Origin of the sequence: Halpernia sp. (assembly GCF_048269545.1) — a bacterium.
In the GTDB taxonomy this organism is placed as follows: Bacteria; Bacteroidota; Bacteroidia; order Flavobacteriales; family Weeksellaceae; genus Halpernia.
Window position 1 is genome coordinate 313,147 of sequence record NZ_JBLXIJ010000002.1, and the last position, 14,337, is coordinate 327,483.

Genomic DNA, 14,337 nt, shown 5'->3' on the forward strand with positions numbered 1-14,337 from the left:
TTTTAAACCCGAAACGGTTCAAATTTTATTTATTTAATATGGTTTTAAGACGGTTGAAGATTTCTACATAAGCTTCGGTAACATCTCCTAGATCACGTCTAAATCGATCTTTGTCTAATTTTTTCATGGTTTCTTTATCCCAAAGTCGGCAAGTATCGGGAGAAATTTCATCTGCTAAAATAATTTTTCCATCGGGAGTTTTACCTAATTCAATTTTGAAATCCACCAGAATAATATTCATTTTATTAAATAATTCTTTTAGAATTTCATTTATCTTCTCGGTTAAATCATACATTTTTTCTAATTCTTCTTGTGTTGCTAAACCTAAGAAAATAGCATGAAAATTATTGATTAAAGGATCACCTAATTCATCTTTTTTATAGCATAAATCAAAAATTGTAATTGGTGATTTTATACCTTCTTCAACGCCCAAACGTTGCGCCATACTTCCGGCTGAATAATTGCGGACAACCATTTCTATTGGAATTATTTCTACTTTTTTCACTAATTGTTCACGTTCTCCTAATTGTTTTATAAAATGAGTTTCAATACCTTTTTCATTTAAATACTCAAAAATTAGTGTTGTAATCGCGTTATTCATTTCACCTTTTCTAGCAAAACTTCCGCGTTTTTGGGCATTGAAAGCGGTTGCATCATCTTTAAATTTTACAATGACTTCATCATTTTTTTCTGTTGCGAAGATTTGTTTTGCTTTTCCTTCATAAAGCATTTCTCCTTTTTGCATTTTTTTTATTTATTTAATTTAAAAAATATTGACTAAAATTCCTGTTAAAATGGCTAATCCAAAACTTAATAAAGTTCCGATTAGAACGTATTCTGTGAGTTTTCTTTGTTTGGCTTCTGCTAAATCACTAAATCTGAAGACCGATTTTGCAGCAATCATAAAACCTACACCTTCCCAATGATTAACAATAATAAAAACGAAAACTAAAAGACGCTCTAAAATCCCAATATATTTTCCTGCATTTACGAGAGAATCTGTTTGCAGTTTACTGTGTTCAATGGTAATTGGTGACCAAGAATTTAATAAAATTTTGATAATAACTGAAGTGGGAACACTTAAAAATACGGCTACAACGATATATTTTAATGTATTTGGATTTGCTAAAAAATCGAAATTTATTTCTTTAAAATAAAAACTAATAGCAATAATAACTGCGATGTGTAAAAACTGATCAATAAAAAACCATCGTTTTTTTGTCTTTTTATTTTGGAAATACAATTTTGAAACGTCTATTAAATAATGCGAAACACCGACAAACAAAGCGATGTACCACAAACTTAAATCCCAAAGAAAAATAAAAGTTAGAACGGTATGAATTAAAATATGGAAATAAAGATAATTGCTTTTTGCTTTTTTGCGTTCTTTTTCTTCCACCCATTTATTTGGTTGAAAAAGAAAATCTCCTAATAAATGAGCTAAAATTAATTTTAAAAGAATCATAATTCTGCTAATTTTTTTCTGAAATATTGGTCTGTTTCCATAATCAAATCATAATTTGCTCTTTTAAATCTCTGACTTACTGATGATTGCGATATATTTAATTTTTTTGCTAATTCTTCCTGTGTAAGGTTTTTATTATCTAAAAGTTCAAAAACCGTCTCCGCAACTGGCGGCGTCCATTTATCCATTGTTTCAGAAGCCCATCTAAAAATTAAATTTAAGTCATCATCAAATACTTTTGTACCTGAGTTTATTTTCAGATTAATTTTTTCTTTTTTTAAATTATCCAATGTACGTCCGGAATTTACAAATGCACTTCCATTTGATGTTGAAACTTTATCCATTTTTACATCTCTATTACCAATTCCAACAGACATTCGAACATCCAAATTTTTTATCATTTTAATCTGTGATTTTATTCTTAAAATTATTAAAAAAGCCTCTTCTGCATTTTCTAGAAAGTATTGAAATTCATCACCACGATAAATTTCCCATTTTTGCGGATTTTTAAAGTCTGTCCCAATAGCTAATTTCAAGGCACTTTGCCATATTTTAGGATTCTTTTTTTGAGAATTTATAATATCTCCTGTTATTACTGCGTTCATAATTCAAAATTACAAAAAAATATAACACTATTACCTTATAATCTAAATTATAATTAAAATCACTTATATTTTGTTTTATAATACAATTCGCTTATAATAAAAAATTTCCTTTTTTTATTATTTAAAATAATTCACTCCATTTTTAAAAATATTATGATAATTAGCGGACGGAATATTTTTCATTAAACCATCCGAAAATCTTTCTGGATGACCCATTCTTCCGAATATTTTTCCACTTTCACTCGTAATTCCTTCAATTCCAAAAAGCGATTGATTGGGATTAAACGGCATTCCGTGCATTAAATTTCCTTCAAAATCTACATATTGAGTTGCAATCTGCCCATTTTTATACAGATTTTCTATCACTTCTTTTAATGCCATAAAACGACCTTCACCGTGAGAAACAGGAATTGTAAAAATTTTATCTTTCATTCCGTTTAACCAAGGTGATTTTTCATTAATAACTTTCACATTTACCATTTGAGAAATATGTCTCCCAATGGCGTTATGAGCCAAAGTTGGTGCATTTTCATCTAAATTTTTTATTTTACCAAAAGGTAATAATCCAGATTTTACAAGCGCTTGAAAGCCATTGCAAATTCCCAAAAGCAAACCATCTTTCTCTAAAAATTCATGAACAGCATCTTTCATTTTGCTATTCTTTAAAATATTCACCATAAATTTTGCAGAACCATCTGGTTCATCGCCTGCGGAAAATCCACCCGAAAAAACCAAAATTTGCGACTGTTTAATTTTCTTTATCCAGTTTTCGATAGATTCTTCCATCGTTTGATGAGTCAAATTAACGAAAGGCAAACTCTCCACTTTTGCACCTTCTTTTAAGAAAGCGTTTTGAGTTTCATACTCGCAATTTGTACCTGGGAAAATTGGGGCGAAAACTTGCGGCGTTCCAATTTTATGTGAAATGATATTAATTGATTTTTGATTAATTCCTTCTAAATTTTCATCTAAATTAATAATTATTTTTTCTCTTTCAATGATTGGGAATAGTTTTTCGAAAGTAGAATTATTTACTTCAAGTAAATTTTCAATATTAAACTCTAAATAATTGATTTTCAAAATTAAATTATTTTTAACCTCTCCTATTACTTTAAGTAAATTAAAATCTAATTCTTCTGTACTTTCAATTAAAAAGCTTCCAATATTTTTAGATAAAAGTAAGTTTTCATCTATATTAATTTCCGCCCCTAAAAGATTCCCAAAAGACATTTTTGCTAATGAAACCGCAACTCCGCCATCTTTAATAGTTTTAACTGAAACAATTTTTTTATTGCAAATATTTGCATAAATAAAATCAAAAATTTCAATTAATTGAGCATAGTTTGGTAAGCCATTCTCATCAATTTCTGCGTTAAAATGATAGATGAAATTTCCTGCTTGTTTAAATTCTGGCGAGATAATATTTTCTATATTTCCATTTGCACAAGCGAACGAAATCAATGTAGGTGGAACGTTTATGTTTTGAAAAGTACCGCTCATAGAATCTTTTCCACCAATTGCGGCTAAGCCTAATTTCATCTGCGCATTGTATGCACCAAGCAAAGAAGAAAGCGGTTTGCCCCACTTTTCAGGATTATTTCCTAATTTTTCAAAATATTCTTGAAAACTCAAACGGATATTTTTATAATTTCCGCCCATGGCCACAATCTTCGCAACGCTTTCTACCACGGCTAAACTTGAACCAATTAATGTGTTTTGAGTAAAAATTTCAGCGTCAAAACCCCAACTTGCGAGTGAAACTGTTTTCACATTTTTCGCGTTTAATACTGGCAAAGTCTGCACACTTCCCTCCATTTCAGTGTTTTGAAATTTCCCACCCAAAGGAAGCATCACTGTCGTTCCACCTACAGTAGAATCAAACATTCCTTGCAATCCTTTTTGTGACGCAACATTTTTATCAATTAATTTTTTATAAAAATTCTCTTCATTAAATGGTAAATTATTTAAGTTAATTTCCTTTAAATGAGAAACTTGTGCGCTTTGTTTCTTGGTACAACCATTGGTTTCTAAAAATGCTCTGCTCAAATCAACGATTTTTTTATTTTGCCAAAATATCTGCATTCTTCCACTGTCAGTTACTTTTGCAACTTCATTTGCAACTAAATTTTCGGCTTTACAAAGTTTTAAAAATAGATCTTTATCTTTTGCGTCAATCACAACCGCCATTCTCTCCTGCGATTCTGAAATAGCGAGCTCTGTTCCATTTAAACCTTCATATTTTAAATGCAAATTATCAAGGTTAATTTCCAGTGAATCAGCAATTTCACCGATTGCAACAGAGACTCCTCCTGCACCAAAATCGTTACATTTTTTAATTAATTTCGTGACTTCTGGATTACGAAATAAACGCTGAATTTTCCGTTCTTCAACGGCATTTCCTTTTTGAACTTCGGTGGAAAGTTGATGGATTGCATTTTCGTCTTGCTCTTTTGAACTTCCCGTTGCGCCACCTACTCCATCTCTTCCAGTTGCACCTCCCAAAACAATGATTAAATCTCCAGTTTCTGGTTTTTCCCTCCGAACCCAATCTTTTGGAACTGCACCAACTACGAAACCAACTTCCATTCTTTTGGCTTTGTAACCTTCATCATAAATTTCATTAACCAAAGTTGTGGCTAAACCAATCTGATTTCCGTAGGAAGAATAGCCATTTGCGGCTTTTTTAGAAATAATTCTTTGTGGTAATTTCCCAGCCAAAGTTTCAGAAACAGGCTCTAAAACATTTCCTGCTCCAGTTAAACGCATTGCTTGATAAACAAATGCTCTTCCCGACAAAGGATCGCGAATTGCACCGCCAATACAAGTTGAAGCACCGCCGAAAGGCTCAATTTCAGTGGGATGATTGTGTGTTTCATTTTTAAATAACAAATACCACGGCTCTTTTTTGCCATCATATTCCACTTCAATTTCTATCGTACAAGCGTTGATTTCATCAGTAATTACCAAATTATCTAACTGCCCAGTTTTGTGGAAATATTTTCCACAAACGGTTGCTAAATCCATTAAAGAAATAGGTTTTACTTCTCTTCCAAGGAATTTTCTTTTTTCTAAATAATCATTAAAAATAGAATTTAAAACATTAGAAAAATTTCCATTAAATTGAATATCGGTCAATTCGGTTTCAAAAGTCGTGTGACGACAATGGTCGCTCCAATAAGTATCGAGAACTTTTAATTCAGTTTCTGTTGGATTTCGATTTTCTGATTTAAAATAATTTTGAATAAATTGCAAATCATCCAAACCAAAAGAAAAGCCATGATATTCATAAAATTCCTCTAATTCCCTCGAATTATACGAATTGAAACCATTGTAAATTATAATTCCGTCTGGAATATTTTCGGTTGGAATTTCAAAAATATCAAGATTTTTTTCCTGGGATTCTACTTTATTAATGAAGTTTTCTTTAATTTTAATTAAATCTTTTTCAGTAACATTTTGAAGTTCAATTAATTTCCCACTTCGGATTTTCACATTATTATTTCCTGTGAGCAAAGCGCAGCATTGCTTGGCAGAATCGGCTCTTTGGTCATATTGCCCTGGTAAAAATTCCACTGCGAAAAAGGCGTTTTTTGTAGGATTTTCAAAGTGCAAAATATCGGTAACTGAATCGCTTAAAGTGTTTTGTGCAAATTCATTAAAATATTTTTCATCGATATTAAAAACATCATAAATATTGTAAACTTTCACATTAGAAATCGATGGAACAATATTTTTAATTTCAGACAAAGTAGATGCACTTTCTACATCAAATAAACCTTTTTTCTCTACGAAGATTCTTTTATTCATTTGCTTTTTAGCATTTAATTTAATTAAAAAATGCAGCCCAAAAGACTGCAATATTTTATACTTTAAGTTCTGATTTTAAATCAATTAAGTCGCGATACTTGTCCAACACTGGATTTATTTCATTCTTAATAAATTCCTCCGTTTGGATGGGAGCAAAGCCGATGAATTGTTTCGGATCTAATCCATTTTTCAATTTTGACTTATCCAGTTTTAATGAACTATCATTTAAAATTCTTTCCAATAAATCATTTTCTAGACCTTGTTCTTTAACTTTTTTACTGGCTTCCATTGAATGAACACGGATAATTTCGTGAATTTCTTGCCGATTTCCACCGGCTTTCACTTCTTCCATTATAATATATTCCGTTGCCATAAAGGGCAATTCTTCCTGAATATGTTTATTAATTCTGTTCGGATAAACCACCAAACCATTCATAATATTATTCCAAATTAATAAAATGGCATCAACTGCTAAAAACGCTTGCGGAATGGTTAATCTTTTGTTTGCAGAATCATCCAAAGTGCGCTCAAACCATTGTGTGGCGGCAACCATCGCAGAACTTGTGGGTAAAGAAATAACGAATTTTGCCAACGCACCAATTCTTTCGCTGCGCATGGGATTTCGTTTGTAAGCCATTGCTGAAGAGCCGATTTGACTTTTCTCAAACGGTTCTTCAATTTCTTTTAAATTCTGTAAAAGCCTTAAATCATTAGAAAATTTATGCGCAGATTGTGCAATATTTGAAAGTAATGAAACTACTTTTGCATCAATTTTTCGATCGTAAGTTTGTCCAGAAACACCGAAAACATTAGAAAATCCAAATCTTTTTGATAATTCTTTATCTAAAAATTTAACTTTGGAATAATCACCGTCGAAAAGTTCTAAAAAACTCGCAGCAGTTCCAGTAGTTCCTTTCACGCCGCGAAAACGCAAAGTATCAATGAAAAATTCTAGTTCTTCAAAATCTAAAAGTAAACTTTGAAGCCATAAAGTAGCGCGTTTTCCAACTGTTGTCAATTGTGCCGGTTGGAAATGTGTAAAACCAAGCGTTGGTAAATCTTTATATTCTAAAGCAAAAGTTGAAAGTGCTTTCATCACTGAAATCACTTTAGTTTTTAAAATTTTTAAACCGTCACGAATTTGAATTAAATCTGTGTTATCGCCTACAAATGCGGAAGTTGCTCCTAAATGAATAATGCCTTGCGCAGAAGGAGCGACATCACCAAAAGTGTGAACGTGCGCCATTACATCATGTCGGAATTTTTTTTCATAATCCGCAGCTACGTCGTAATCTATGTTTTCAATATTATTTTTGAGGTCGGAAATCTGCTCGTCGGTGATATTTAAGCCTAAATCCTTTTGAATTTCCGCCAAAGCCACCCAGAGTCTTCGCCAAGTTTGAAACTTGTTGTCTGGTGAAAAATTAAAAAGCATTTCTTCACTTGAATAACGCTCTTCAAGTGGGTTTTTATAAGAATTCATTTTAAATTTTTAATGACACAAAAGTAAGTTTTTAGAATTGAAAATAAAAGCCAAACTAACGTAAATAATTATTTTTTTTAAATATTATTTGAAGCCTATCAAATAAAGAAAATATTTAAAAATTTATTGATTTTTAGTAGTAAATTTAAAGATTAGATTTAAAAAATGAAACCAGATTATATTATTATCGGCGCAGGATCTTCGGGAAGTGTTATTGCGAATCGTTTAACTGAAAGCCCAGAAAATTCTGTGTTATTAATTGAAGCCGGTGGAAAACCAAGTTTTTTTTCAAAAATTCCTGGTTGGTACAGTTTACTGAATAACAGCAAAATGGATTGGGCTTTTTCTACGGAGCTTCAAAAATTTGTGAATAATCGGAAAATTTTTATTCCTAGAGGGAAATCTTTAGGCGGTTGTAGCGCGACAAATGCGATGGCTTATGTGCGTGGAAATTCTAACGATTATGATTCTTGGAAAGAAATGGGAAATGAAAGTTGGGATTACAAATCGATTTTAAAATATTTCAAAAAATCTGAAAACAACCACTCCTTTAATGATGAATTTCATGGTAAAAAAGGTGAATTAAATGTGTCATTAAGAAAAGAATATCATAAATCCACTTATGCTTTTATTGAAGCTTGTAAAGAAAATGGATTAAATTTTAATGAGGATTATAATGGTGAAACGCAAGAAGGAAGTTCATTTTTACAATTTACGATTGATAAAAACATCCGTCAAAGTACATACGAAGTGTTTTTAAAACCGATTTCTTCCAGAGAAAATTTAGAAATTAAAACCAATTGTTTCGTAAAAAGAATATTAATTGAAAACGGAAAAGCAATCGGCGTTGAAATTTGGACGGGAAAAAATTCTTCAGAAAAAATTATGTGCAATAAAGAAGTCATTCTTTGCCAGTCGCCACAATTATTAAAAGTTTCCGGAATTGGGCCAAAAGCGGAATTGAAAAAATTTAATATCAATTTAATTAAAGATTTACCCGCGGTTGGCGAAAATCTAAAAGACCACGTTTGGACAGGAACGAGCGATTTTAGTAAAGAAAAAGGTTTAAATAATATCATCAAAAAAACGGGTTTCGTAAGCAACTTATTTCAATATTTTAGAAAGAAAGAATCTTCGCTAAACCATTCTATCATTGAAACTACTTCTTTTTTTAAATCTTCCGAGGATAAAGAAATCCCAGATTTACAATTTCATTTTTCGCCTTTACACATGGGAAATGATTACAAGTCTGATATGTACAATCCGTTTTCGCTGCCAAAAACTAATGGACACACGATTTTGGCGATATTATTGCATCCGGAAAGTTCTGGTTCTATAAGATTAAAATCTTCTGATAGTCGGATTGTACCAATTATTCAGCCCAATTTTTTATCCAAAGAAAATGATTTAAAAAGATTAGTAATTGGTTTAAAAAAAGCAATGGAAGTAATGGATTCAAAAGAATTTGATGAAGTGAGAGAAAAGAAAATGAATTGGCCGCCGAGAAATTCTACGGATGAAATTTTAACGGAACATATTAAAAAAACGCTGGAAACTTTGTATCATCCTGTCGGAACTTGCAGAATGGGAAATGGCGAAAATTCTGTGGTAAATGATAAATTGCAAGTTCACGGCGTAGAAAATCTTCGCATTGCGGATGCTTCTATAATGCCCGATATTATTACTGGAAATACGAATGCGGCGTGTATTATGATTGGTGAAAAAGCTGCGGATATGATTTTAAATAATAAATAGACGAATGATTTTTATTAATTTAAAATAATTTTAGATTAAATTCTCATCAAATTTTAAATAAAAAATAATGGATTTTCAAGAAATATTAGATAGTCAGAAAAAATTTTTTCGAACTCAAAAAACAAAAGATATCAAGTTTCGAAAAGATAATTTGGAAAAATTAAAAAAATTGCTTTCAGATAATGAGAAACTTTTATTAGAAGGAATTTACAAAGATTTTGGTAAATCGAAATTTGACACCATTTTAACGGAAATTTCTTTTGTGAAAAAAGATATTGAGTATTATATAAAAAATTTAAACTCACTTTCAAAACCGAAAAAAGTTTGGACAAACATTGTTAATCAATTGGGAAGCAGTAAAATTTATCCCGAACCTTTAGGAAATACATTTGTTATTGGAGCGTGGAATTACCCTTATCAACTATCACTTTCGCCGATGGTTGCAGCAATGGCGGCAGGAAATACCTGTATTTTAAAACCGAGTGAAATTGCATTTTATTCTTCCTCTGCGATGGCAAAAATTATTAATGAAAATTTTCCATCAAATTATTTATTCGTTGCGGAAGGCGGCGTTCCAGAAACTACAGAATTATTAAAATTAAAATTTGATAAAATATTTTTCACTGGTTCTACAACCGTTGGAAAAATAGTTTATGAAGCGGCTGCAAAAAATTTGACACCAGTAACTTTGGAATTAGGCGGAAAATCGCCTGCAATTGTGTCTAAAAATGCAGATTTAGATATTGCTGCAAAACGAATCGTTTGGGGAAAATTTTTAAATGCCGGACAAACCTGCGTGGCGACAGATTATATTTTGGTTGAGAATACTGTAAAAGATGAATTGATTAAAAATATTAAAAAATATTTAGATAAATTTCAATATACAGAAGGTTCTGAGCAATACACACAAATTATTAATGATAGAAATTTCGATAGATTAGTTAAATTAATCGATGAAAATAAAGTGATATTTGGTGGAAAAACTGATGCTTCAAAACGTTATATAGAACCAACCTTAATGGGAAATGTAAATTGGGACGACGCGGTAATGCAGGAAGAAATTTTCGGCCCAATTTTACCGATTTTAACTTACACAAAATTTGAAGATGCTTTAGAACAAATTTCTGAACAAGAAAAACCTTTGGCGGCGTATTTATTTACCGATAATTCTGCAGAAAAAGAGCTTTTTACGAATCGAATTTCTTTTGGAGGCGGTTGTATCAACGAAACCGTGATGCATTTAGGAAATGACAATTTACCTTTTGGCGGCGTAGGAAGTTCTGGAATGGGACATTATCACGGGAAATTTGGATTTGATGCTTTTTCACATCAGAAATCTATTTTAACTAAATCAACTTGGGGCGAACCGGATTTAAAATATCCACCGTACACGGATTCTAAATTGGATTGGATTAAAAAATTAATATAAACTTTTTCAAATATCTCTCGCAGATTTTAAATATCAAAAAAAGGAAGATTTTAGTAGCCTTTGGAGTTTCAGAACTTCAGAATTAAACCACAAAAGTAACAAAAGTGAGATGTTATAAAAGTTTCAAATGTTAATTTTTAAAGTTCTTAAAAGATTTTTGATTTCGTCAAAATTCAAAAAAGTCCCCGAAAATAATAATTCTCGGGGACTTTTTATATTTTAAATTTACATTAAATTAGGATTTCGGAGCAAAATCTGAAAAGAATTTTTTCACTTTTTCTAAACTGTAACCTTTTCCGTCCTCCAAAACTGCGCTGTCTTGTGTGTGAATTTGTTTTCCATTTTGGTCTAAAACGATGAAAACCGGATATCCATATTTTGCACCTGGATTACCATATTTTGAAAAAACTTTCTCATTTTTATTTTCTGGAGAATAATTCAAGTGATAATAAACATAATTCTCATCCACCAAATTTTTTAATTCTGACGTGGTTTGCACATATTTATTAAATCGTAAACACCAAATACACCAGTTTCCACCGGCTTGGATCATGACATTTTTATTTTCTTTTTTAGCTTGTGCAACAGCTTCTGCAATTTTTTCTGTAGCATTTTCCTCTGGATGATAAGGTTTTGGTAACGCAGCCAATTCTGCTTTTGCTGCAGCAATTTTCTCAGCCTTTATTGTTGCACTATCTTTTACTATTTTAGAACTATCTTGTGAAGTGGATTTAGAATTATCTACTTTGCTTTTTTGACAAGATGACAATGTGAAAGAAATCAAAGATAGACTACAAATTAATATTTTAAAATTTTTCATTTTTTTTTTGTAAATATAAAACTTTTAGACCAAATATTATTTAAGCGTAATGTTTAACTTTGCAAATTAATTATGAAATTTTTATTTAAATTACTTTTACTTATTTCCCGTTTTCCATTGCGAATATTGTATTTATTTGCTGATGTTCTTTTTTTTACAAGTTATTATGTTGTTGGATATAGAAAGAAAGTGGTAACTCAGAATCTAATTAATTCATTTCCAGAAAAATCAAAATCTGAAATAAAAAATATTAAGAAAAAATTCTATCTTAATTTTTCGGATTATATCGCGGAAACAGCAAAATCTTTTACTATTTCGGAAACGGAATCAAAAGTTAGGATGCAACATCTAAACAGAGATATTTTTCAACAAGCAAAAATTGAAGGAAAAAATGTTATCTTATTAGCTGGTCATGTATTTAACTGGGAGTGGTTCAATGCTTTAACCACAATTGTTCCACAAGAACACAGTCATCCTGTTTACAGAAAAGTGAATAATAATTTTTGGGAAGAAAAAGTAAAAACCATTAGAAATAGTTTTGGAAATAAAGCCATAGAAGCTAAAGAAGTGATTCGACATATTTTACGAAATCCAAATGATGGCAATTCAATTTATATGTTTGTGGCAGATCAGACGCCACATTCCAGTGAAGTGAACTACGGAATTAATTTTCTAAACCAAGCAACTCCAGCTTTTATTGGTTATGATAAATTAGCCACTCGTTTGGATTTGGTTTTTGTTTACTGTGAAATGAAAAAAGTAAAACGCGGTTTTTATCAAGTCAATTATTATAGAATATTTCCCGATGGTGAAAAATTTCAAGAGTTTGAAGTGGTTAAAAAATTTCATAAACTTTTAGAAAATACAATAAATAAAAGACCAGATAATTGGCTTTGGTCGCACAGAAGATGGAAATACAGTGATTTAATTAAAAAATTAGAAAATTAATTAAATGAAAATCAGTATTGCAATTTTAAATTGGAACGGTAAATCTTGGCTTGAAAAATTTTTACCAAATGTGATTGAAAATTCACAAGAAGCAGATATTTTTGTGATTGATAATGCGTCAAATGATGATTCCGTTGTTTACTTAAAAGAAAACTTTCCGAATGTTTCAGTTATAAAAAATTTAGAAAATTTAGGTTTTGCAGGTGGTTATAATGAAGGTTTAAAAGAAGTTACGAATGAAATTTTTTGCCTTTTAAATTCAGATGTTGAAGTTACGGAAAACTGGTTGCAACCGATATTGGATTTATTTAAACAGAATAAAAATATTGCTGCAATCCAACCAAAAATTTTAGATTTTAATAGAAAAAATTATTTTGAATTTGCAGGAGCAGGAGGTGGATTAATTGATAATCTTGGATTTCCGTATTGCAGAGGAAGAATTTTTGAAGAATTGGAAGAAGATAAAGGACAATATAATGATGAAACTGAAATATTCTGGGCTTCTGGTTGCGCTTTTTTTATAAGAGCAGAAGATTTTAAAAAAATGAATGGTTTTGATGAACGTTTTTTTGCGCATCAAGAAGAAATAGATCTTTGTTGGAGATTAATAAATGACGGAAAAAAAATCTATTATTGCGGAAAATCGGCGGTTTATCACGTCGGAGGAGGAACTTTAAATAAACAATCTGCACAGAAAACCTTTTTAAATATTAGAAATAACTTGAGTATGTTGCTCAAAAATTTACCAAAAAAATCTCTAATTTGGATTTTGCCTTTTAGAATGGTTTTAGATGGTTTTGCAGGAATTTATTTTGGTTTAAAGAATGGTTTCTCTCATTTCACTGCGGTTTTGAAAGCACATTTTGGGTTTTATAAACAATTTAATGGAACGCTTAAAAAACGCGGTAATTTTCAAACTGAAAAATATTATCAAACTAAATGGCTCATTTTTAAACATTTTTTCTAATTAAATATGATAGATTTTTGCGCCATAGATTTTGAAACTGCAACAAATGATAGAAATTCTGCTTGTGAATTAGGAATTTGTATTGTCGAAAATGGACAAATTATTGAGACTAAAAATTGGCTTATAAAACCACCAAGTTTTCCTTATTTTAATCCGTATAATATTGCAGTTCATGGGATTCAACCAAGTGAAGTTGCAAATGCACCAACTTTTGCAGACATTTGGTATGATGTGGAAGAAATGATGTACGGAAATTTAATGTTGGCTCATAATGCAGGTTTTGATGCGGGAGTTTTGAGAAGTTGCTTGGATTATTATGGAATCTTTAAACCAAAATTAAATTATTTATGCAGTATTTCTATTGCTAAAAAATCTTGGAAATCTCTGCCAAAATATGGTTTAAAAACGCTTGCAGAATTACACAATATACAATTCACACATCACAGAGCTGGAGCAGATGCGGAAGTTTGCGCAAAAATTGCTCTTCTTGGATTTGAACGTTTGTTACTTACAAGAAACGAAGAAGTTAATGAGAGTTTTAAGAAAAATTTGAAAGTTCTTTAAATTTTTTTAGTAAAACTTTAAATATTCTCTCGCAGATTTTACAGATTTAAAAAAAATAGAATTTTAATTACTTAAAACTTCAGCTAATAAATTAAATTTCGGAATTATTATTTCCAAACTATTTTCAGATTCTAAATCGGTAATAAAATAATTTCCAGACATTGTTCCCACTCCAGATCTTAGAATAACATTTGAAAAATAAGAAAAACTTTCACCTGGTAAAATGGTGGGTGTTAAACCAATTATTCCATCGCCTAAAACTTCCGTAAAACCAAAACCAACATCATAAATAATCCATTGTCTGCGGTTTATTTTTACAGTAATTTCAGAATTATTTATAATTTCAATATTATAGCGAAACACAAATCTATTTTCTGAAGGAAAACTGTTTTTAACATCGTATTCTGGTTGAACATTAATGGTAATTCCGTGGGTAGTTTTTGTGTACATCATTGTCTTTTTAAATTTAAAGCAAAAAGCCCGCCTTTTTTAAA

The 14,337-nt window shown here is 30.6% G+C and carries 12 protein-coding genes; 5 read left to right on the forward strand and 7 right to left on the reverse strand.

What is annotated here, in order from left to right; all coding sequences use genetic code 11:
- Positions 1-25: 25 nt before the first annotated feature.
- The 5 genes from purC to purB form a co-directional block, all read right to left on the reverse strand.
- Complete coding sequence (purC, locus tag ACN0WB_RS04700) at positions 26-745, reverse strand: phosphoribosylaminoimidazolesuccinocarboxamide synthase (RefSeq protein WP_417429342.1); 720 nt, start codon at positions 743-745, stop codon at positions 26-28.
- An 18-nt stretch (positions 746-763) separates the two neighbouring features.
- Complete coding sequence (locus tag ACN0WB_RS04705; RefSeq protein ID WP_417429344.1) at positions 764-1,465, reverse strand: DUF3307 domain-containing protein; 702 nt, start codon at positions 1,463-1,465, stop codon at positions 764-766.
- Positions 1,462-2,070 carry a SatD family protein gene (locus ACN0WB_RS04710; protein ID WP_417429346.1) on the reverse strand — a complete coding sequence of 203 codons (609 nt, stop codon included), beginning with the start codon at positions 2,068-2,070 and terminating at the stop codon, positions 1,462-1,464. Before ACN0WB_RS04710 ends, ACN0WB_RS04705 begins: the two co-directional genes overlap by 4 nt.
- A 117-nt stretch (positions 2,071-2,187) precedes the next feature.
- The gene (locus ACN0WB_RS04715; RefSeq protein ID WP_417429347.1) at positions 2,188-5,877 is read right to left on the reverse strand and encodes a phosphoribosylformylglycinamidine synthase; all 3,690 of its coding nucleotides are present in this window, start codon (positions 5,875-5,877) and stop codon (positions 2,188-2,190) included.
- Positions 5,878-5,932: 55 nt separating this feature from the next.
- Positions 5,933-7,360, reverse strand: a complete 1,428-nt coding sequence (gene purB, locus ACN0WB_RS04720; RefSeq protein WP_417429349.1) for an adenylosuccinate lyase — start codon at positions 7,358-7,360, stop codon at positions 5,933-5,935.
- 165 nt (positions 7,361-7,525) lie between these two features.
- Here purB and ACN0WB_RS04725 point away from each other — a divergent pair, with 165 nt between their 5' ends.
- Both ACN0WB_RS04725 and ACN0WB_RS04730 read left to right on the forward strand, forming a co-directional pair.
- Complete coding sequence (locus ACN0WB_RS04725) at positions 7,526-9,115, forward strand: GMC family oxidoreductase (RefSeq protein ID WP_417429351.1); 1,590 nt, start codon at positions 7,526-7,528, stop codon at positions 9,113-9,115.
- A gap of 67 nt (positions 9,116-9,182) precedes the next feature.
- Positions 9,183-10,544, forward strand: coding sequence for an aldehyde dehydrogenase (locus tag ACN0WB_RS04730; RefSeq protein WP_417429353.1), 1,362 nt, complete (start codon positions 9,183-9,185; stop codon positions 10,542-10,544).
- A 235-nt stretch (positions 10,545-10,779) separates the two neighbouring features.
- Here the strand turns inward: ACN0WB_RS04730 and ACN0WB_RS04735 are convergent, their stop codons facing one another.
- A complete protein-coding gene (locus tag ACN0WB_RS04735; protein WP_417429355.1) occupies positions 10,780-11,364 on the reverse strand; it encodes a thioredoxin family protein in 585 nt (194 codons plus the stop codon).
- A 72-nt stretch (positions 11,365-11,436) separates the two neighbouring features.
- On the opposite strand from ACN0WB_RS04735, the gene ACN0WB_RS04740 reads away from it, so the two are divergent.
- Genes ACN0WB_RS04740 through ACN0WB_RS04750 form a run of 3 tightly spaced genes read left to right on the forward strand, consistent with a single transcriptional unit; the run spans position 11,437 to position 13,843 of the window.
- Positions 11,437-12,312 (forward strand): lysophospholipid acyltransferase family protein, encoded by an 876-nt coding sequence (locus ACN0WB_RS04740; RefSeq protein WP_417429357.1) that lies wholly within the window; start codon positions 11,437-11,439, stop codon positions 12,310-12,312.
- A 4-nt stretch (positions 12,313-12,316) separates the two neighbouring features.
- Positions 12,317-13,279 carry a glycosyltransferase family 2 protein gene (locus tag ACN0WB_RS04745; RefSeq protein WP_417429359.1) on the forward strand — a complete coding sequence of 321 codons (963 nt, stop codon included), beginning with the start codon at positions 12,317-12,319 and terminating at the stop codon, positions 13,277-13,279.
- Positions 13,280-13,285: 6 nt separating this feature from the next.
- A complete protein-coding gene (locus tag ACN0WB_RS04750; protein ID WP_417429361.1) occupies positions 13,286-13,843 on the forward strand; it encodes a 3'-5' exonuclease in 558 nt (185 codons plus the stop codon).
- Between the two features lie 63 nt (positions 13,844-13,906).
- On the opposite strand, the gene apaG is transcribed toward ACN0WB_RS04750, so the two are convergent.
- Positions 13,907-14,296 (reverse strand): Co2+/Mg2+ efflux protein ApaG, encoded by a 390-nt coding sequence (gene apaG, locus ACN0WB_RS04755; RefSeq protein WP_417429363.1) that lies wholly within the window; start codon positions 14,294-14,296, stop codon positions 13,907-13,909.
- Positions 14,297-14,337 lie beyond the last annotated feature (41 nt).

Excerpts from the sequence above, each read along its gene's own strand:
- apaG (WP_417429363.1), bottom strand. The coding sequence starts at position 14,296 with ATGATGTACACAAAAACTACCCACGGAATTACCATTAATGTTCAACCA.
- purB (WP_417429349.1), bottom strand. The coding sequence starts at position 7,360 with ATGAATTCTTATAAAAACCCACTTGAAGAGCGTTATTCAAGTGAAGAA.
- ACN0WB_RS04715 (WP_417429347.1), bottom strand. The coding sequence starts at position 5,877 with ATGAATAAAAGAATCTTCGTAGAGAAAAAAGGTTTATTTGATGTAGAA.
- ACN0WB_RS04740 (WP_417429357.1), top strand. The coding sequence starts at position 11,437 with ATGAAATTTTTATTTAAATTACTTTTACTTATTTCCCGTTTTCCATTG.
- ACN0WB_RS04730 (WP_417429353.1), top strand. The coding sequence starts at position 9,183 with ATGGATTTTCAAGAAATATTAGATAGTCAGAAAAAATTTTTTCGAACT.
- ACN0WB_RS04745 (WP_417429359.1), top strand. The coding sequence starts at position 12,317 with ATGAAAATCAGTATTGCAATTTTAAATTGGAACGGTAAATCTTGGCTT.
- ACN0WB_RS04705 (WP_417429344.1), bottom strand. The coding sequence starts at position 1,465 with ATGATTCTTTTAAAATTAATTTTAGCTCATTTATTAGGAGATTTTCTT.
- ACN0WB_RS04725 (WP_417429351.1), top strand. The coding sequence starts at position 7,526 with ATGAAACCAGATTATATTATTATCGGCGCAGGATCTTCGGGAAGTGTT.
- ACN0WB_RS04750 (WP_417429361.1), top strand. The coding sequence starts at position 13,286 with ATGATAGATTTTTGCGCCATAGATTTTGAAACTGCAACAAATGATAGA.
- purC (WP_417429342.1), bottom strand. The coding sequence starts at position 745 with ATGCAAAAAGGAGAAATGCTTTATGAAGGAAAAGCAAAACAAATCTTC.
- ACN0WB_RS04735 (WP_417429355.1), bottom strand. The coding sequence starts at position 11,364 with ATGAAAAATTTTAAAATATTAATTTGTAGTCTATCTTTGATTTCTTTC.
- ACN0WB_RS04710 (WP_417429346.1), bottom strand. The coding sequence starts at position 2,070 with ATGAACGCAGTAATAACAGGAGATATTATAAATTCTCAAAAAAAGAAT.